Source organism: Rhodococcus sp. B10 (assembly GCF_011770055.1).
Classification (GTDB): Bacteria; Actinomycetota; Actinomycetes; order Mycobacteriales; family Mycobacteriaceae; genus Rhodococcoides; species Rhodococcoides kyotonensis_B.
Genome location: NZ_JAAFYV010000002.1, coordinates 135124 through 153173 on the forward strand (window position 1 = coordinate 135124; position 18050 = coordinate 153173).

Sequence of the window (18050 nt, forward strand, 5' to 3'; positions counted from 1 at the left end):
GCGGGCCATCGATGCCGAAACGAGCGCACGAAAGCGAGCGCAACAAAAAGCGCCCACCCCCCGAAGGGGATGGGCGCTTCTCAGGTGGAGCTAGATCACTTGATGATCTTGGTGACGCGACCGGCGCCGACGGTACGACCGCCCTCGCGGATAGCGAAACGCAGGCCCTCGTCCATGGCGACCGGCTGGATCAGCTGGACGGACATCTCGGTGTTGTCACCGGGCATGACCATCTCGGTGCCCTCGGGGAGGGTAACGACGCCCGTAACGTCCGTGGTACGGAAGTAGAACTGCGGGCGGTAGTTGTTGAAGAACGGCGTGTGGCGGCCACCCTCATCCTTGGACAGGATGTAGGCGTTGCCCTCGAACTCCGTGTGGGGAGTCGTGGTGCCGGGCTTGATGATGACCTGGCCACGCTCGACGTCTTCGCGCTTGATGCCACGAACGAGCAGACCGACGTTGTCGCCTGCCTGGCCCGAGTCGAGCAGCTTGCGGAACATCTCGATACCGGTGACCGTGGTCTTGGTCGATCCGGGGCGGATGCCGACGATCTCGACCTCTTCGTTGACGTTGATCACGCCACGCTCGATACGGCCGGTGACAACGGTTCCACGACCGGTGATGGTGAAGACGTCCTCGACGGGCATGAGGAATGCCTTGTCGGTCTCACGAACCGGGTCCGGGATGGAGTCGTCGACAGCCTGCATGAGCTCTGCAACGCTCTCGGCCCACTTCGGGTCACCCTCGAGTGCCTTCAGTGCGGAGACCTTGACAACCGGTGCGTCCTCGTCGAAGTCCTGCGCAGCGAGAAGCTCGCGGACCTCCATCTCGACGAGCTCGATGATCTCGTCGTCGTCGACCATGTCGGCCTTGTTCAGGGCGACGAGGATGTACGGAACGCCGACCTGCTTGGCGAGGAGCACGTGCTCACGCGTCTGCGGCATCGGGCCGTCGGTTGCTGCCACGACCAGGATCGCGCCGTCCATCTGGGCAGCACCGGTGATCATGTTCTTGATGTAGTCGGCGTGGCCCGGAGCGTCGACGTGCGCGTAGTGGCGCTTGTCGGTCTGGTACTCGACGTGGGAGATGTTGATCGTGATACCACGAGCCTTCTCCTCAGGCGCCTTGTCGATCTCGTCGAAGGCCGAGGCCTCGTTGAGGTCCGGGAACTTGTCGTGCAGAACCTTGGTGATTGCTGCAGTCAGCGTCGTCTTGCCGTGGTCAACGTGACCGATGGTCCCGATGTTGACGTGCGGCTTCGTCCGCTCGAACTTCGCCTTCGCCACTGTGTGTCCTCCTGGACTGTTGGTGCTTGCTTCTTATGCAGCAGTGCGGTTGTCTTCGCAGTTCTTTTGAACTGCTCGGTCGTGCGGTGTTACTGATTCAGCGTGTCCAGCTCGCGGAGAATTATTCTCCGGTCGCCTTCGCGATGATCTCCTTGGCGACGTTCGCGGGAACCTCGGCGTAGGAGTCGAACACCATGGAGTAGTTAGCGCGGCCCTGAGTCTTCGACCGAAGGTCTCCGATGTAGCCGAACATCTCCGACAGCGGAACCTGTGCCTTGACGACACGTGCGCCGCTACGTTCCTCCATGGCCTGAATCTGACCACGGCGGGAGTTCAGGTCGCCGATGACCTCACCCATGTAATCCTCGGGTGTCGTGACCTCGACGGCCATGACGGGCTCGAGAATGACCGGGCCGGCCTTCTTTGCAGCTTCCTTGAACGCTTGTGAGCCGGCGACCTTGAAGGCCATTTCCGACGAGTCGACGTCGTGGTACGCGCCGTCGAGCAGCGTGACCTTGACGTTGACGAGCGGGTATCCGGCGAGGACGCCGTACTGCATGGCGTCCTGAGCTCCGGCGTCGACCGAAGGAATGTACTCCCTCGGCACACGACCACCGGTGACCTTGTTCTCGAACTCGTAGGTCGCGCCGTCTTCGCCCTCGAAAGGCTCGAGGCTGATGATGACCTTCGCGAACTGACCCGAGCCACCGGTCTGCTTCTTGTGCGTGTAGTCGAGCTTCTCGACCTTCTTGCGAATGGTCTCGCGGTACGCGACCTGCGGCTTACCGACGTTGGCCTCGACCTTGAACTCACGCTTCATGCGGTCGACCAGGATGTCGAGGTGGAGCTCGCCCATGCCGCCGATGACGGTCTGGCCGGTGTCCTCGTCCAGCTTCACCGAGAAGGTCGGATCCTCTTCGGCGAGCTTCTGGATAGCCGTTCCCAGCTTTTCCTGGTCGCTCTTCGTCTTCGGCTCGATCGACACCTCGATGACCGGGTCCGGGAAGGTCATCGACTCGAGGATCACCTGGTTCTGCGGATCGCAGAGGGTGTCACCCGTCGTCGTGTCCTTCAGACCGATCACGGCGTAGATGTGTCCGGAAGAAGCAGACGGAACTGCGTTCTCCTTGTTGGAGTGCATCTGGAAGATCTTGCCCAGACGCTCCTTCTTGCCCTTGGTCGAGTTGATGACCTGAGCGCCGGATTCGACCTTGCCCGAGTAGACGCGGACGTAGGTCAGCTTGCCGAAGAAGGGGTGCGCAGCGATCTTGAACGCGAGAGCCGAGAACGGCTCGTCGGCGGACGGCTTGCGCGTGATGACCTGCTCTTCGTCGCCGACTGCGTGGCCCTGAACCGACTCGACGTCGAGGGGGGACGGCAGGTAGTCGATGACGGCGTCGAGCATGGGCTGAACGCCCTTGTTCTTGAACGCGGAGCCACAGAGAACCGGGTACAGCTCGCTGTTGACGGTCATCTTGCGGATGGCGCCCTTAATCTCCTCGATGGAGAGGTCTTCGCCACCGAAGAACTTCTCGAGCAGAGCTTCGTCGGACTCGGCGACGGTCTCGAGGAGTTCCTGACGGTACTGCTCGGCCTTCTCCTGAAGGTCGGCAGGAATGTCCTGAACCTCGTACTTCTCACCGAGCTTGGTCTCGCCGCTCCAGACCTTCGCCTTCATCTCGACGAGGTCGACGATGCCTTCGAAGTCGTTCTCGGCACCGATGGGGAGCTGGATGACCAGCGGCTTCGCGCCGAGGCGATCCTTGATGGTCTGGACGGTGAAGTAGAAGTCAGCGCCCAGCTTGTCCATCTTGTTGACGAAGCAGATACGCGGAACGTCGTACTTGTCGGCCTGACGCCACACCTGCTCCGACTGCGGCTCGACGCCTTCCTTGCCGTCGAACACGGCAACGGCGCCGTCGAGGACGCGCAGCGAACGCTCGACCTCGACGGTGAAGTCGACGTGGCCGGGGGTGTCGATGATGTTGATCTGGTTCTGGTTCCAGAAGCAGGTCACAGCAGCAGACGTGATCGTGATGCCACGCTCCTGCTCCTGCTCCATCCAGTCGGTGGTCGACGCGCCGTCGTGCGTCTCACCGATCTTGTAGTTCACCCCGGTGTAGAACAGGATGCGTTCGGTAGTGGTGGTTTTACCAGCATCGATGTGGGCCATGATGCCGATGTTGCGGACCTTGTTGAGGTCGGTCAGCACGTCCTGTGCCACGGAATTCATCCCGCCTTGTAAGTCGAAGAAGTGGGGCTGGTCGAGCTCGGAGGTGATGATGCCGACCAGGTACTAGGTCTAACGCCGGAAGGACGTAGAAAGTTTCACTACGTCCTTCCGGCCGGAAGTCACCAGCGGTAGTGCGCGAACGCCTTGTTGGCTTCAGCCATCTTGTGGGTGTCCTCGCGACGCTTCACAGCGGCGCCGAGGCCGTTGCTGGCGTCGAGAAGCTCGTTGGCCAGACGCTCGACCATGGTCTTCTCACGACGAGCGCGCGAGAAGGTGACCAGCCAGCGCAGAGCCAGCGTGGTGGAGCGGCCGGGGCGAACCTCGACGGGCACCTGGTAGGTGGCGCCACCGACGCGACGGCTGCGGACCTCGAGGGCCGGCTTGACGTTGTCGAGTGCACGCTTGAGCGTGACGACGGGGTCGGTGCCGGTCTTCTCACGAGCCTGCTCGAGCGCCTGGTAGACGATGCGCTCGGCGGTGGACTTCTTGCCGTCGAGAAGGATCTTGTTGACGAGCTGCGTGACCAGCGGCGATCCGTAGACCGGGTCGTTGATCAGCGGCCGCTTGGGTGCTGGGCCCTTGCGTGGCATTTAGCTCTTCTCCTTCTTGGCGCCGTAACGGCTGCGTGCCTGCTTGCGGTTCTTGACACCCTGGGTGTCGAGCGAGCCGCGGATGATCTTGTAGCGCACACCCGGGAGGTCCTTCACACGACCACCGCGAACGAGCACCATCGAGTGCTCCTGCAGGTTGTGGCCTTCACCGGGGATGTAGGCGGTGACCTCCACCGAGCTGGTCAAGCGCACACGCGCGACCTTACGCAGAGCGGAGTTCGGCTTCTTCGGAGTGGTGGTGTACACGCGAGTGCACACTCCACGACGCTGGGGACTGCCCTTGAGGGCAGCGGTCTTCAGTTTCGCAACCTTGTCGGTGCGACCCTTACGGACCAGCTGGTTGATAGTTGGCATGAACCGGCTTTCTTCGTGTCGCGAGTCTCGTACTTGATCGAGACTCAGGGATCTAGCAGTTGGAGCAAGAGAACACTGCTCCTCACCCAGTGGAACCACCGCGGGTCTCTTGCACCCCGCGGTCGGGTGTGTCGCATACCCCCACACGTGCAGCCCGAGCTCGCTGTCGTATCAGCGGGCGCACGGCTGTACCTCGCATAGGCACACAAACGGACCGGCCAGGCCGGACACGACCCATAACGATACCCGGCGGCGCGGCCTCGGGTCAAAACGACCCAGGTTGTGCTACCGGGCCAGATTGATCGTCAGGTCCATCAACGCCGTCGCGGCCTCGCACGGGTCGGGGTGTGCCGAACCCGGCTGATACTGCACCCACCATCCGACGACGCCCGAGTCCGGCGACCCTGCACTGACGCCGCACGACGCGGGGTCACCTGGCGGCTGCACCCGAATTGCCTTGCGGCCCTGCACGGTTATGTCGCCGACGGTGTACTCGAGCTGCTCGTTCGTCCGTCGCTCGACGTCGAGCGAGCCGTTCTCGAACCAGTTGAACGACACCTTCACCGTGCCTGCCGGACCCGCGACGTCCCAGCGGCAGATCGCTCCGAAGAAGGCGCGGGCGATGGCGTCGCCACCCACGGTCTTCGCGATCTGGTCGTCGGAGACGGCGTCGCATTCCGTGAGCAGTTTGCGCAGATCCGGGTTGCCCGACCCGTCGAACGTCGCCGCGGTCGGCGTGCCCTGCACGGTCGTGCTGCATCCGGCGAGGAGCAGCAGGCTCGCGGCGGCCAGAGCGCGCCTCATTGCGCGAGCTCCGCGGAGAGCGTCGCCAACTGTTCGGCGACGTCGCACGGACTCGCCGTCGGCGGTTGATCGCCGTACGTGACGGACCAATGCATGAAGTCCTTGCCGTACTGCACGCCGACCTCGCACAGGTAGTTGTCGGTTGCCGCGGCGAAACCGTCATGTCCGTCGATCTCGATGTTCTCGGCGGGGCGACCGATCAATTCCGAGCCTGCGCGCTCCCGCTCGATGGGGCTGCCGCGGTACCACGAGAAACTGACCGACGGGCCGGTGAAGCCGCCGACCTCCCACTCGCACCCGAGGGAATTGCGGGTGATGGCGGTGAACGCGGGAACGGCGAACGCGCTGCGAACCTCCTCGTCGGTGACCGAACCGCACGCACCGAAGAACGGTCCTGCCGCGCCCGGGTCCTCGCTCGCCGTCGTCGCGGACGGGACCGCTGCGTCGTCACTGCTGCTGCATCCCGCCGACAGCGCGACAAGTGCCACGCCCAGAACCACGATCGCTCGCATGTTCAGGCACCTTAGTCGAGGGGTGCTAGTCGAAGTAGTCCCAGAACTGCAGCCATTTCACCGACGCGAACAACGACAGCGTCGCCGCGTACACGGCCATGACCACCAGCGCGCCGACGACCGAGACCTTACGCGACGCCCCGTCGATCGGGTCGAGCCAACGACGGAACCAACCGGTCACCGCGGGCATGAAGAAGTACGTCATCAACCCGACGCTGCAGATCTGGCTCAGCCACATCGACAGCCACGGGGGTGCGCCGACGTCGTCGAGCAGAGGTCCGACGAACCGCGACAGCGTCATCACCGTCGGATACAGCACGAGCAGGACGAGCATCGCCGTCTTCCAGTCCGGCGTCACCTTGGCCTGACCGTCCTCGACTCGGACGATCGAGCCGAACGGCGTGCTGTGGGTGATCACCGAGAACTCGCCCGCGAGGTGTCTACGCAGTTCGGGAAGGGCCTTGGACCGGGTGTCGGACTGCATCCACTCGGACAGTTGACGGTCGGTCCTGAACCGCAGTATCGAGATCCATTCGGTGTCGCTCGGGTCCGCGGGCCCGAGCAGAACCGCACCCTCGAATCCGGAGAAGCCGGAACTCAGCGCGACCAGCTCCTCCTGCGACCGGCGGAAGTCCGTCAGACGACCGTCGACGACGTCGTGCGCGATGATGCCCACTCCCGTCGACGGCGCGTGCCCGTCGACGATCAGCAGGTCCGTGCTGACGCGGGTGTGACCATCCTTCTCCCCCGCGTGCAGCAGCGCGGCGCGGTCGTCGCTGTCGAGCCAGGCGTGCAGATGCTTCTCGGAATCGAACGACACCGACGAAGCCCAGTCGAATCCGCTTCCGACCGGAGTCGACACCGTGGCAGTCAGGAACCCAGGGCTCGTGGCTGCAGCCTCGTGCATCGTGCGAGTCCAGGCAGTGAAGCCGTCGTGCTCGCCTTTCGATCGGAACACACTGACGGCAGTCGCCGCGGACTCGGCCATCTAGGTCACGTCGATCCGACGACCCTGCACGTAGACCTCGGTGATCGCAGGTTCGCGCATGGCCATCAGCACTGCGAAGAGCGTCTGGTCACGAGCCATGGTCGGGTCGTCGGACCGCACGCCGTTGTCGATCACGCCCTGCAGCGGGGGCCACGCCCGCGGGTCGACGACGACGAAGTCCGCTTCCTTGCCGTCGTCGAAGTTGCCGATGCGATCTTCCATGTCGAGCGCCCGCGCGCCGGCCAGGGTTCCGGTGAACAGCATCTCGGCCGGGTGCATCGAGATGCCGTCGTCGCCCGCCTCGGAAATATGGACCTTGAATGCGTCGCCGAGAACCCGGGCCAGCAGGAATTCGTCACCGCCGCCGAAGTCGGAACCGATGGCGACGTTGACCCCGGACGCGATGGTTCGCTTCCACGGCATCGTTCCGGAACCGAGGAACTGCTGCGACGTCGGACAGTGCGAGATCGAGGTGCCCGTCTCGGCCATGCGAGCGAGCTCGACGTCCTGGCAGTGGACCGCGTGCGCGAGGATGCTGCGCCGGCCGAGGAAGCTCTTGCCGCCGACGGCGGATCCGGGAAGGAACTTACCGTCGTACGTGTCGAGGTAGGAGTCGACCTGGTACATCTCCTTCGTCGTCGCCACTTCGCCGGTGCCGGGCCGATCGTTCTCGTTGAGGTGACTGTGGAAGTAGACGCCGCGGTCGCGGACGGAATCGTAGAGTTCACCGAGGTTCTTCAACGTCTCGGTGGTGACCGCGAGCGAGAACCTCGGCACGACGGCCACATGCAACGTCGCCGTGCGGACGTCCCCGGTGTCGGCGGCGTGCCATTTCTCGATCTCCTCGGTGACGAGTCGTACGGCATCGTCTTCGCTGGTGATCAGGGCTGCGGCCGAGTCGGGTCCGGTGGTCTGCACTCCCCGTCCGCTGACGACGCGCAGGCCTCGACGCCTGGTCTCCTCGAACAGTGCGTCCTGCGCGTGCGGGAAGGCCGAGCCGAACACCATCGCCTGCGTCGTACCGGCCGCGATGCGTCGATCGCAGAACTTCACGGCGGCTTCCCGCGCGAAGTCCGGATCGGCGAACAGGCTTTCCGACGGGAAGATGCACGCGTTCAGCCACTCGAGCAGTTGGCCACCGCCGTAGGCGTCGCCGGCGAAGGTCTGCGGGAAGTGGACGTGCGTGTCGACGAACCCGGGGAAGAGGAAGCCCGGGCGGTGGTCGACGACGTTCCAGCTCTCGTGGTCCTCGGGCAATCCGTCGAACGCGCCGCAGTAGACGATGCGTCCGTCACCGCCGACGACGAGCGCTCCGTCCTCCAGGTACTCGAGCGCGTCGGTCGCGCCGTGCACCGTGGGCGATCCGGCGACGTGGAAGATGTGGCCTCTGTGTACCTGGTTCACCAGCGAAGCGAATCACGCCGAGATGCGCACCGCTTGCCGAACGGTCGAAATCATCCGTTCAGAACAGCGATTTCACCCTGTCGAATCTTCAACGAGCTGTCGAGGACGCCTGCCCAGGCCCGCACGATCTCCGCGCGACGACGCGAGTCGTCGCTCAGCACGTCGGCAAGTCCGAGGCCGCGCGCGAGATCCAGCGTGGCTTGAACGAGGCGGTGCGTCTGCGGATCGGAGTCGTCGGCACCGAGGTGTGCGACGGCCATTCGATGCGCGACGCGGCCGAACTTCTCCTCCAGAGGTAGAACCCGGGCGCGCATCTCGGGGTCGGCGGCCGCGGCCGTCCACACCTGCAGGGCGGCCTTGAACTGCGGTCCGGTGTAGTACTCGACGAGCCGCTCGACCACGGCCTGCGTCCGCTCCGGGCCCGGCGGCACCGGAGTCGTTTCCGCCTGGGCGTTTTCCATCCGCGTGTCGAACATCGAGTCCAGCGCCGCGGTGATCAGGTCCTCGCGCGTCGGAAAGTGGTGTTGCGTCGCGCCGCGGGAGACTCCCGCGCGTTCGGCGACGACGCCTACCGTCGTCGCGGCCCAGCCGTGTTCCGACAGCGAATCGATCGTCGCCTCGAGAAGCCGCTGGCGCGTGGCTCTACTGCGGTCCTGCTTCGGTTCACGCGCCGTCACCATCTCGTACTACTTCTCTCCCGGTCTAGCGGCTGACCATCCGGTCATTCCGTAGGCTTCACTCCCGCCCACGATGGCGGACGCTTCTGCAGAAAGGACATCATCCCCTCCCGCGCTTCGTCCGATGCAAACAGCCTCGCCGAATGGGCCGAGAGCTCCTCGCCGCGGGCGTCGAAGCCGGCGAGAACAGCCCGCGTGGTCAGCCATTTCGACTCGGCCAGCCCCTGCGGCGACGCCTGTCTCAGCGAATCCAGGATGTCGACGACGGTCGACGCCGGATCCGAGCTGGCCTCGCTGATCAACCCGATCGCTTCCGCCTCGTGTGCCCCGAACTTCTCGCCGGTCAGGAAGTACCGGCTGGCTGCGCGCGAGTCCAGTCGCGGCAACACCGTCAGGGACACGATCGACGCGGCCAGTCCCAGCCGAGCCTCGGTCAGCGCGAAGGTGGCGGCAGTGCCTGCGACGGCGATGTCACACGCGGCGACGAGCCCCATACCTCCGGCACGCACGTGTCCGTCGATCTGTCCGACGACCGGTTTCGGGGTCTCGACGATCAGCCGCAACAGGCCGAGCATCTGCGACGTCCTGCTCTCGACCGACGACCCGGCCTCGGACAGGTCGGCCCCCGCACAGAACGTGCCGCCCGTATGGGTGAGCACGATCGCGCGCACGTCGGGGTCGTCGGCTGCGGCCTTCAGACCGGCTTCGAGCTCGTCGACGAGGATCGTCGACAGGGCGTTGCGGTTGTGCGGGGAATCGAGTGTCAGCGTGGTGACGGAGTTGTCCGTCGAACTGGTGACTGCCATCAGTAACTCTTCGGCAGACCGAGCGAGTGCTGCGACACGAAGTTCAGGATCATCTCGCGACTCACCGGTGCGACGCGGGCGATACGAGCCGCACCGAGCATCGCGGCCAGGCCGTACTCCTCGGTGAGGCCTGCACCGCCGTGCGTCTGGATGGCCTGATCGAGCGCCTTGATACTTGCTTCTGCCGCAGCATATTTCGCCATGTTGGCGGCCTCGGCTGCACCGAAGTCGTCGCCACTGTCGTACAGGACCGCGGCCTTCTGCATCATCAGCTTGGCCAGTTCCAGTTCGATCTTCACCTGCGCGAGTGGATGCGCGATGCCCTGATGCGCACCGATGGGCGACTTCCAGACGGTCCGCTCGTTCGCGTACTTCACGGCCGCATCGAGCGCGTAACGCCCCATCCCGACGGCCATCGCCGCACCGAGAATCCGCTCCGGGTTCAGTCCCGCGAACAGCTGCATCAGGGCCGCGTCGGCCTCACCCACGAGAGCGTCCGCGGGCAGTCGAACGTCGTCGAGGAACAGCGTGAACTGGTGATCCGGTTCGATGATGTCCATCTCCATCCGGGTCTTCTGGAAGCCCTCGGAATCGGTCGGGACGATGAACAGCGCCGGCTTCAGCTTCCCTGTCTTGCTGTCCTCGGTCCTGGCGACGATCAGCACCGCATCGGCCTGGTCGACGCCGGAGATGTAGATCTTGCTGCCGCGAAGGATCCAGTCGCTTCCATCTCGACGAGCCGTCGTCGTGATCTGGTGCGAGTTCGATCCGGCGTCGGGCTCGGTGATGCCGAACGCCATGATCTTCGACCCGTCGGACAGCGCAGGCAGCCACGCCTGCTTCTGCTCGTCGGTGCCGTACTTGCCGATGATGGTTCCGCAGATGGCAGGGCTGACGACGACCAGCAGCAGACCTGCACCGTGTGCCGCGAGTTCTTCCTGGACGAGCGCGAGCTCGTAGATGCCCGCACCCCCGCCGCCGTACTCCTCCGGCAGGTTGACGCCGAGGAAGCCGAGTTTGCTTGCCTCACCCCACAGTTCGGTCAGTGGTTCGCCCTTGCGAGCCTTCGGTAGGACGTAGTCGACGTAGTTGTAGCGCTTGCCCAGCGACGAGACCGCGGCGCGCAGGCCCTTCTGCTCGTCGGTTTCGATGAAGCTCATTCTTCTCCCTCACTGACAACGGCCAAGACCGTCCCGACTTCCACTTGCTGACCTGCACTGACGTTCAGTTCGGTGAGCACACCGTCCGCGGGTGCAGTCACGGTGTGTTCCATCTTCATGGCCTCGAGCCAGAGGATCGGCTGGCCTGCGGTCACGGTGTCACCCTGTGCTGCAGCAACTCTGACGACGCTGCCCGGCATCGGCGCGAGCAACGAACCTGCCGCGACTTCGTCGGTGGGGTCGACGAAGCGCGGTGTGCGTTCGAGACGCACCGGGCCGAGCGGTGAATCCACGAAGACGTGCGAGCCGTACGTGCTCACCTGGAATGTACGACGGATCTTGTTGTCGTCGAGCACGACTCGGTTCGGCGTGTAGTCGACGAGGGTGACGCCGTCGAGTTGGTCCGTCTTCAGCCCGTAGCGGCCGAGGGTGTATTCGACGGTGATGTCGCCGTACAGTTTTCGCTGCGGTTGCGACGGGAGGTTGCGCCAGCCGCTCGGCAGACCCTTGTTGACCGTCGCCCTGTCGCGGTTCGATGCCGCATCGGCCAACGCCGCCGCGAGTGCCGACATCCGGACTGCCCGCCCCTGCGCGATCGGCTGGGACAGAATGTCGAGGCCGTGCGTGTCGAAGAAGGCCGTGTCGGTGTCGCCAGCCAGGAACGCAGGGTGCTGCAGGATCGCGACGAGGAGGTCGCGGTTGGTCGTCGGCCCGTGAATGACGGCGCGAGACAGGGACTTCGCGAGAAGGTTCGCGGCCTGACCGCGCGTGGGTGCGTACGAGATGACCTTGGCGAGCATGGGGTCGTAGTGGGTGCTGATCGTGCTGCCACTCTCGACGCCCGAATCGACGCGGATGCCCGACGCGGTCAGGACTTCGAAGTGCCTGCCGGGGATGTCGAACCGATGGACCGGTCCGCTCTGCGGCTGCCACTCCTGGGCCGGGTCCTCGGCGTAGAGCCTGACCTCGATCGAATGCCCCTGCGCCGACGGCTGTTCCGTGGGCAACGGATCCCCTGCCGCGACGCTGATCTGCAGCGCGACGAGGTCGAGTCCCGTCGTACATTCGGTGACGGGATGCTCGACCTGGAGGCGGGTGTTCATCTCCAGGAAGAAGAAGTTGCCCTTCTCGTCGGCGAGAAACTCGACGGTGCCTGCACCCTCGTAGCCGATGGCCTCGGCTGCTTTTCGCGCGGCGTCGAACAACCGGTCCCGCATGCCGTCGATGCGTTCGACGAGTGGCGACGGCGCCTCCTCGACGACCTTCTGGTGCCTGCGCTGGATCGAGCATTCGCGTTCGCCCACGGTCCAGACGGTCCCGTGGCGGTCGGCCATGACCTGCACTTCGATGTGCCGCCCGGTCTCGATGTAGCGTTCGACGAACACCGTCGCATCACCGAATGCAGACAGCGACTCGCGCCCAGCGGCTTCGATCTCCTCGTCGAGCTTCGCGAGTTCGCGGACGACGCGCATGCCGCGACCACCACCGCCCGCCGAGGCCTTGATGAGCACCGGGAGGTCGGCGTCGGTGACGTCCGCCGGAGTCAGACGGTCGAGAACCGGCACGCCGGCGTCGGACATGATCTTCTTCGACTCGACCTTCGAGCCCATGAGTTCGATCGCCTTGACGGGCGGTCCGATCCACGTCAGTCCGGCGTTCTGCACCTGCTGTGCGAAATCGGCGTTCTCGGAGAGGAATCCGTAACCGGGGTGGATGGCGTCGGCGCCGGTCTGGACGGCGGCCGCGATCACGAGCTCACCGCGCAGATAGGTGTCCGCCGACGCGGTGCCGGGCAGATGGACCGCAACGTCGGCATCGCGGACGTGCGGGGCATCCGCGTCGGCGTCGGAGAAGACGGCGACCGTGTCGATGCCTTCCTGACGGCAGGTCGTGAAGACGCGTCGGGCGATTTCGCCGCGGTTGGCTACGAGGACGCTCGTGATGGTCATGTCGCTCACATCCGGAAGACACCGAAGGTATCGGTGCCTTCGATCGGGGCAGAGGCGATGGCCGACAAGCACATTCCCACTACCGTACGGGTGTCACGGGGGTCGATGACGCCGTCGTCGTAGAGGCGTCCGGACAGAAACATCGGGAGCGATTCGGCTTCGATCTGGTTCTCGATCATCGCGCGCAATCCGGCGTCGGCCTCTTCGTCGAATGCCTGACCGCGGGCTTCTGCTGCCGCGCGTCCGACGATGGAGATGACGCCTGCCAGTTGCGCGCCGCCCATGACGGCAGACTTGCTCGACGGCCAGGCGAACAGGAAGCGTGGATCGAATGCGCGGCCGCACATGCCGTAATGCCCTGCACCGTACGACGCGCCGAGCAGGATCGAGATGTGCGGAACCGTCGAGTTGGATACGGCGTTGATCATCATCGAACCGTGCTTGATCATGCCCCCTTCCTCGTATTCCTTGCCCACCATGTATCCGGTTGTGTTGTGCAGGAACAACAGTGGCGTGTTCGACCGGTTGGCGAGCTGGATGAACTGCGTCGCCTTCTGCGATTCCTCGCTGAACAGGACGCCGCGGGCGTTGGCGAGAATACCGATCGGGTAGCCGTGCAGCTCAGCCCATCCGGTGACGAGCGAGGAGCCGTACATGGGCTTGAACTCGTCGAAGTCGGAGCCGTCGACGATGCGGGCGATGACCTCGCGCGGGTCGAACGGAATCTTGAGGTCGGTGGGGACGATGCCCAGCAGATCCTCGGGATCCGCGAGCGGCTCGATGACGTCGGCGCGCGGCTCGGGTCCCTTCTTCTTCCAGTTCAGCCGCTTCACGATGCTGCGGCCGATACGGATGGCGTCCTGCTCGTCGACGGCGAAGTAGTCTGCGAGACCGGACTTTCGGGCGTGCATCTCGGCACCGCCGAGGGATTCGTCGTCGGAGTCCTCGCCGGTGGCCATCTTCACGAGCGGAGGCCCGGCGAGGAACACCTTGGAGCGTTCCTTCACCATGACGACGTGATCGGACATTCCGGGGATGTACGCGCCGCCCGCGGTCGAGTTGCCGAAGACCAGTGCGATCGTCGGAATCCCTTTCGCGGACAGCTGCGTCAGATCGCGGAACATCCGGCCGCCCGGGATGAAGACTTCCTTCTGGGTGGGCAGGTCCGCTCCGCCGGATTCGACGAGCGAAATCACCGGGAGACGGTTCTGGGTCGCGATGTCGTTGGCGCGGAACCCTTTCTTCAGCGTCCACGGGTTGCTGGCACCGCCGCGCACGGTGGGATCGTTGGCCACGATCAGGCATTCGACTCCACTGACGACGCCGATCCCCATGACCGTGCTTGCGCCGACGGGGAATTCACTCCCCCAGGCCGCCAGCGGGCACAGTTCGAGGAATGCGGAATCCTCGTCGATGAGGAGTTCGATACGCTCGCGAGCCAGCAACTTTCCGCGCTTCTTGTGTCGCTCGACGTATTTCTCGCCCCCGCCGAGGAGCGCCTTCGAGTGCTCGGCGTCGATCTCGGCGAGTTTGGTGTTCATCGCCCCCGTCGCATCGGTGAACTGCTCCGATGCGGTGTCGAGAGTGGACTTCAGCACGCTCATGCCTGGTACCCCAATCGTTTCGCTGCCAGTCCGGTCAGGATCTCGGTGGTTCCGCCGCCGATACCGAGGATGCGCATGTCGCGATACTGGCGTTCGACTTCGCTTTCCCGCATGTAGCCGAGGCCACCGAAGAGTTGCACGGCTTTGTCGGCCACCCACTCCCCGGTTTCGACGGCGGTGTTCTTCGCGAAGCAGACTTCGGCGATCAGGTCGTCGTTGCTGTCGAGCGATCGCTCGACGACGTTGCGGGTGTAGACGCGTGCGATGTCGATCTTGCGCGCCATCTCGGTGACGGTGTTCTGCACGGATTGTCGTGCGATGAGCGGCTTTCCGAACGTCTCACGGTCGCGCACCCACTGCAGCGTCAGGTCGAGGCACCGCTGCGCACTGGCGTAGGCCTGGGCGGCGAGGGCGATACGTTCGGTCAGAAAGGCCTGCGCGATCTGCGCGAACCCGGAATTCTCTGCGCCGACGAGGTTCTCCACGGGCACTCGGGCGTCGGTGAACGACAGTTCCGCGGTGTCCGATGCGCGCCATCCCATCTTGTCGAGCTTGTTCGCGACCTCGAAACCGGGGGTGCCCTTCTCGACGACGAGTAGCGATACCCCGGCGGCACCGTCGCCGCCCGTCCTGACGGCAGTGACGACGAAGTCCGCACGGCAGCCCGACGTGATGTAGGTCTTCGCACCGTTGACGACGTAGTGGTCGCCGTCGCGCACCGCCTTGGTTCGCAGATGTCCGACGTCGGATCCACCGCCGGGTTCGGTGATGGCAAGCGAGCCGATCTTCTCGCCCGCGAGGGTCGGGCGGACCCACTTGTCGATCTGCTCGTCGTTCCGTGCTGCGACCAAGTGCGGCAACGCGATTCCGCTGGTGAACAGCGACGCGAACAAACCTCCCGACGCACCGGCCTGGTGCATTTCCTCGCAGATGACGACGGCGTCGGCGAGGTCGCCACCGTCACCGCCCACGTCCTCTGGGAAGCCCGCGCCGATCAGGCCCAGTGCTGCGGCCTTCTTGTGCAGTTCGCGCGGTAGTTCACCGTCGGATTCCCACTGCTTCAGGTGCGGCAGAATGTCCTGTTCGACGAAGCCGCGAACGGTCTTCCGGAGCTGCTGCCGCTCCGGCGTCGTCCAGATCGTCATATGTCTCCTTGGAATGCGAGCGTTTCGGGAATGTCGATGTGGCGAGACCGAAGCCACTCGCCGAGGCCTTTGGCCTGAGGATCGAAACGTGCTTGTGACGCAACGCCTTCGCCCAAAATCCCGTCGATGACGAAATTGACGGCTCTGAGGTTCGGCAGTACGTGTCGGGTGACGGTGAGCTCGCGCGTCTCCGGCAGCATCTCTTTCAGCTTCGACTCCGTCAGTGCATGTGCGAGCCAAGCGAATTCGTCGTCGGTGCGCACCCAGACGCCGACGTTGGCATTGCCGCCCTTGTCGCCGCTACGGGCGGCCGCGATGGTGCCGAGCGGGAGGCGGACGGTGGGCTCCGCCGGACGCGTGCCTGGAAGCTCGGGAGGATCCAGAGGTGCAAGCTCACGGGTCTCTTCGGCAGGGCGGATGTCGCGCCGCGTACCGTCCGGGAGTACCGCCGTATGCGGCACGGCGGCGATCGGTACGAAGCCGGCCGTGAACACACCGTACGGACCGCCGTTCGACGGCGGGGCCGTCAGCGAGAAGCCGGGGTAGCTCGCGAGTGCGAGTTCTACTGCCACTGCGGAGAATTGGCGGCCGACGATGTTGGGGTCGCTGTCGCGCGCGACGCACCGAAGCACGGCGCTCGCAGTTTCCTCGGTGTCGGCGTCGGGCTTGTCGCTGCGAACGAGGGTCCAGTCGAGCTCTTTCGGCCTCGTCGGCAACCAGGCTTCGAATTGTCGACGGGCGAGTTCGGCTTTCGCGTCGATGTCGAGTCCTGTCAGCACGAACGTGAATTCGTTGCGGAAACCGCCGAGCGAGTTGAGCGAGACCTTCAGCGTCGGGGGCGGTGCTTCGCCGGTGACGCCGCTGATGCGGACGCGATTGCTCGATTCCTGTGTCAGTCGGGCCGTGTCGATCCGCGCGGTGACGTCGGGGTTCGCGTAGCGCCCACCGGTGATCTCGTACAGCAACTGGGCGGTGACGGTACCGACGCTCACTGCGCCGCCGGTCTTCTCGTGCTTGGTGATGACCGAGGAACCGTCGGCCTCGATCTCGGCGATCGGGAAGCCGGGACGGGACATGTCGGCGATCTCGGTGAAGAAGGAGTAGTTACCGCCCGTCGCCTGGGTGCCGCATTCGATGACGTGGCCGGCGACGACAGCCCCGGCCAAGGCGTCGTAATCGGTTGGTGTCCAACCGAAGTGATGTGCGGCTGGCCCGACGATGACGGACGCGTCGGTGACGCGCCCGGTGACGACGACGTCGGCGCCCGATTTCAGGCATTCGACGATGCCCCACGCGCCGAGATAGGCATTGGCGGTCAGTGGCGAGCCGAGGCCGAGTTCCTGTGCGCGCGGCAACAGGTCGTCGCCCTCGACATAGGCGATTTCGGCGCCGAAACCGAGCTTGTCGAGCGCGTCGACGAGCCCTTCGGGATTGAGTCCGCCCGCGTTGGCGACGATCTTGACACCCTTGTCCAGAGCGAGCCCGAGGCAGTCCTCGGCCTGGCGCAGGAAGGTTTTCGCGTAGCCGCGGGTGGCGTCCTTCATCCGGTCGCGGCCGAGAATCAGCATCGTCAGTTCGGCGAGGTAATCGCCTGTCAGATAGTCGAGTTCGCCGCCTTCGAGCATCTCACGCATCGCCGAGAGACGATCGCCGTAGAAGCCGGAGCAGTTACCGATCCGCACGGTCATCGTTTGTCACGTCCCGATCCAGGTGGGCCCGCGAAGGCCTGAGCGATGGTGAGCCAGTGCTGTGCGTCGTCACCGACGGCCGTGAGATCGAGGTCGTCGCGGTGAGCGCGCTGGGTCACCAAGAGGCAGAAGTCCGCCGCCGAGCCGGTGACGCGCTGCGACGCATCCTCCGGTCCCCAGGTCCAGAGCTCGCCCAAGGGGGAAGTGAGCTCGACCCGGAACGGCTCGGCCGGCGGAGTCTGCTGATTGACGGCGTAGGCGAAGTCGCGTGTGCGCACCCCGATGTGTGCCACGCCCTTGATACGGTCGGTCGGCTCCCTGACGATGCCGAGTGCGTCGGCGACGTCCTGGCCGTGTGCCCACGTTTCCATCAATCGGGCTGTCGCCATGGACGCCGCGCTCATGGGCGGGCCGAACCATGTGATCTTCACTCGCGCAGGTACTTTCACGAGCACATCGGTCATGGCGTGCCTGCGGGTGCGCCAGGTGGTCAGCAGGTCCGGCTTGGCGGCCTCCTCGTCGGCGGCGGCGTCGACGAATCCGGCGGGGTCGGCCCACGCTTGCTTCAGTGCTACGTCGAACTCGGCCGCCGCGTCGGCGTCGCCTGCGGCACCCGACGTCGTCCGCTCGGCGACGTTGTCTGTCCAGGACAGGTGTCCGATCTGGTGAGCGATGGTCCATCCGGCGGCGGGAGTAGGCGTCGACCATTGTTCTTGGTCGAGGTCGGCGACGAGCGCGTCCAGCGCATCGCCTTCCGCGCGGAGGTCATCGACGATCGAGTCGAGGTCGGCCATGTGGACAGCATTCCAGCGGGTTCGTAAAAAAGCAA

16 protein-coding genes are annotated in these 18050 nt (G+C 65.0%); all 16 read right to left on the reverse strand.

The window, feature by feature from the left end:
• Window positions 1-95 precede the first annotated feature (95 nt).
• The 16 genes from tuf to RhoFasB10_RS02020 all read right to left on the reverse strand — a co-directional run bounded on the left by tuf (window position 96) and on the right by RhoFasB10_RS02020 (window position 18015).
• Complete coding sequence (tuf, locus tag RhoFasB10_RS01945) at window positions 96-1286, reverse strand: elongation factor Tu (RefSeq protein ID WP_068427803.1); 1191 nt, start codon at window positions 1284-1286, stop codon at window positions 96-98.
• Between the two features lie 121 nt (window positions 1287-1407).
• Window positions 1408-3510, reverse strand: coding sequence for an elongation factor G (gene fusA, locus RhoFasB10_RS01950; RefSeq protein WP_167674875.1), 2103 nt, complete (start codon window positions 3508-3510; stop codon window positions 1408-1410).
• Between the two features lie 128 nt (window positions 3511-3638).
• On the reverse strand, window positions 3639-4109 hold the full coding sequence (gene rpsG / locus RhoFasB10_RS01955) for a 30S ribosomal protein S7 (protein ID WP_003941856.1): 471 nt from the start codon (window positions 4107-4109) through the stop codon (window positions 3639-3641).
• Window positions 4110-4484, reverse strand: a complete 375-nt coding sequence (gene rpsL, locus RhoFasB10_RS01960) for a 30S ribosomal protein S12 (RefSeq protein ID WP_008714048.1) — start codon at window positions 4482-4484, stop codon at window positions 4110-4112.
• Between the two features lie 285 nt (window positions 4485-4769).
• Complete coding sequence (locus tag RhoFasB10_RS01965) at window positions 4770-5288, reverse strand: DUF3558 domain-containing protein (protein ID WP_167674877.1); 519 nt, start codon at window positions 5286-5288, stop codon at window positions 4770-4772.
• On the reverse strand, window positions 5285-5800 hold the full coding sequence (locus RhoFasB10_RS01970) for a DUF3558 domain-containing protein (protein WP_167674879.1): 516 nt from the start codon (window positions 5798-5800) through the stop codon (window positions 5285-5287). Before RhoFasB10_RS01970 ends, RhoFasB10_RS01965 begins: the two co-directional genes overlap by 4 nt.
• A 25-nt stretch (window positions 5801-5825) precedes the next feature.
• The gene (locus RhoFasB10_RS01975; RefSeq protein WP_068427795.1) at window positions 5826-6788 is read right to left on the reverse strand and encodes an antibiotic biosynthesis monooxygenase; all 963 of its coding nucleotides are present in this window, start codon (window positions 6786-6788) and stop codon (window positions 5826-5828) included.
• On the reverse strand, window positions 6789-8195 hold the full coding sequence (locus RhoFasB10_RS01980) for a guanine deaminase (RefSeq protein ID WP_206030422.1): 1407 nt from the start codon (window positions 8193-8195) through the stop codon (window positions 6789-6791).
• A 47-nt stretch (window positions 8196-8242) separates the two neighbouring features.
• Window positions 8243-8872, reverse strand: coding sequence for a TetR/AcrR family transcriptional regulator (locus RhoFasB10_RS01985; RefSeq protein ID WP_167674883.1), 630 nt, complete (start codon window positions 8870-8872; stop codon window positions 8243-8245).
• Window positions 8873-8913: 41 nt separating this feature from the next.
• On the reverse strand, window positions 8914-9675 hold the full coding sequence (locus tag RhoFasB10_RS01990) for an enoyl-CoA hydratase family protein (RefSeq protein ID WP_068427789.1): 762 nt from the start codon (window positions 9673-9675) through the stop codon (window positions 8914-8916).
• Entirely contained in the window at window positions 9675-10835 is a 1161-nt protein-coding gene (locus RhoFasB10_RS01995; protein WP_068427787.1) for an acyl-CoA dehydrogenase family protein, read from the reverse strand. Before RhoFasB10_RS01995 ends, RhoFasB10_RS01990 begins: the two co-directional genes overlap by 1 nt.
• Entirely contained in the window at window positions 10832-12784 is a 1953-nt protein-coding gene (locus tag RhoFasB10_RS02000) for a biotin carboxylase N-terminal domain-containing protein (protein WP_114328683.1), read from the reverse strand. Before RhoFasB10_RS02000 ends, RhoFasB10_RS01995 begins: the two co-directional genes overlap by 4 nt.
• A 5-nt stretch (window positions 12785-12789) precedes the next feature.
• The gene (locus RhoFasB10_RS02005; protein WP_167674884.1) at window positions 12790-14388 is read right to left on the reverse strand and encodes a carboxyl transferase domain-containing protein; all 1599 of its coding nucleotides are present in this window, start codon (window positions 14386-14388) and stop codon (window positions 12790-12792) included.
• Entirely contained in the window at window positions 14385-15533 is a 1149-nt protein-coding gene (locus RhoFasB10_RS02010; RefSeq protein ID WP_167674886.1) for an acyl-CoA dehydrogenase family protein, read from the reverse strand. The genes RhoFasB10_RS02005 and RhoFasB10_RS02010 overlap by 4 nt, the downstream gene beginning before the upstream one ends.
• Window positions 15530-17221 carry an acyclic terpene utilization AtuA family protein gene (locus tag RhoFasB10_RS02015; RefSeq protein WP_167674888.1) on the reverse strand — a complete coding sequence of 564 codons (1692 nt, stop codon included), beginning with the start codon at window positions 17219-17221 and terminating at the stop codon, window positions 15530-15532. The genes RhoFasB10_RS02010 and RhoFasB10_RS02015 overlap by 4 nt, the downstream gene beginning before the upstream one ends.
• On the reverse strand, window positions 17218-18015 hold the full coding sequence (locus RhoFasB10_RS02020) for a TIGR03084 family metal-binding protein (protein WP_167674890.1): 798 nt from the start codon (window positions 18013-18015) through the stop codon (window positions 17218-17220). Before RhoFasB10_RS02020 ends, RhoFasB10_RS02015 begins: the two co-directional genes overlap by 4 nt.
• Window positions 18016-18050: the final 35 nt, after the last annotated feature.

Excerpts from the sequence above, each read along its gene's own strand:
- RhoFasB10_RS01975 (WP_068427795.1), bottom strand. The coding sequence starts at position 6,788 with ATGGCCGAGTCCGCGGCGACTGCCGTCAGTGTGTTCCGATCGAAAGGC.
- RhoFasB10_RS01970 (WP_167674879.1), bottom strand. The coding sequence starts at position 5,800 with ATGCGAGCGATCGTGGTTCTGGGCGTGGCACTTGTCGCGCTGTCGGCG.
- RhoFasB10_RS01990 (WP_068427789.1), bottom strand. The coding sequence starts at position 9,675 with ATGGCAGTCACCAGTTCGACGGACAACTCCGTCACCACGCTGACACTC.
- RhoFasB10_RS01965 (WP_167674877.1), bottom strand. The coding sequence starts at position 5,288 with ATGAGGCGCGCTCTGGCCGCCGCGAGCCTGCTGCTCCTCGCCGGATGC.
- RhoFasB10_RS01985 (WP_167674883.1), bottom strand. The coding sequence starts at position 8,872 with ATGGTGACGGCGCGTGAACCGAAGCAGGACCGCAGTAGAGCCACGCGC.
- rpsL (WP_008714048.1), bottom strand. The coding sequence starts at position 4,484 with ATGCCAACTATCAACCAGCTGGTCCGTAAGGGTCGCACCGACAAGGTT.
- RhoFasB10_RS02005 (WP_167674884.1), bottom strand. The coding sequence starts at position 14,388 with ATGAGCGTGCTGAAGTCCACTCTCGACACCGCATCGGAGCAGTTCACC.
- RhoFasB10_RS02020 (WP_167674890.1), bottom strand. The coding sequence starts at position 18,015 with ATGGCCGACCTCGACTCGATCGTCGATGACCTCCGCGCGGAAGGCGAT.
- RhoFasB10_RS01995 (WP_068427787.1), bottom strand. The coding sequence starts at position 10,835 with ATGAGCTTCATCGAAACCGACGAGCAGAAGGGCCTGCGCGCCGCGGTC.
- RhoFasB10_RS02000 (WP_114328683.1), bottom strand. The coding sequence starts at position 12,784 with ATGACCATCACGAGCGTCCTCGTAGCCAACCGCGGCGAAATCGCCCGA.
- rpsG (WP_003941856.1), bottom strand. The coding sequence starts at position 4,109 with ATGCCACGCAAGGGCCCAGCACCCAAGCGGCCGCTGATCAACGACCCG.
- RhoFasB10_RS02010 (WP_167674886.1), bottom strand. The coding sequence starts at position 15,533 with ATGACGATCTGGACGACGCCGGAGCGGCAGCAGCTCCGGAAGACCGTT.
- RhoFasB10_RS02015 (WP_167674888.1), bottom strand. The coding sequence starts at position 17,221 with ATGACCGTGCGGATCGGTAACTGCTCCGGCTTCTACGGCGATCGTCTC.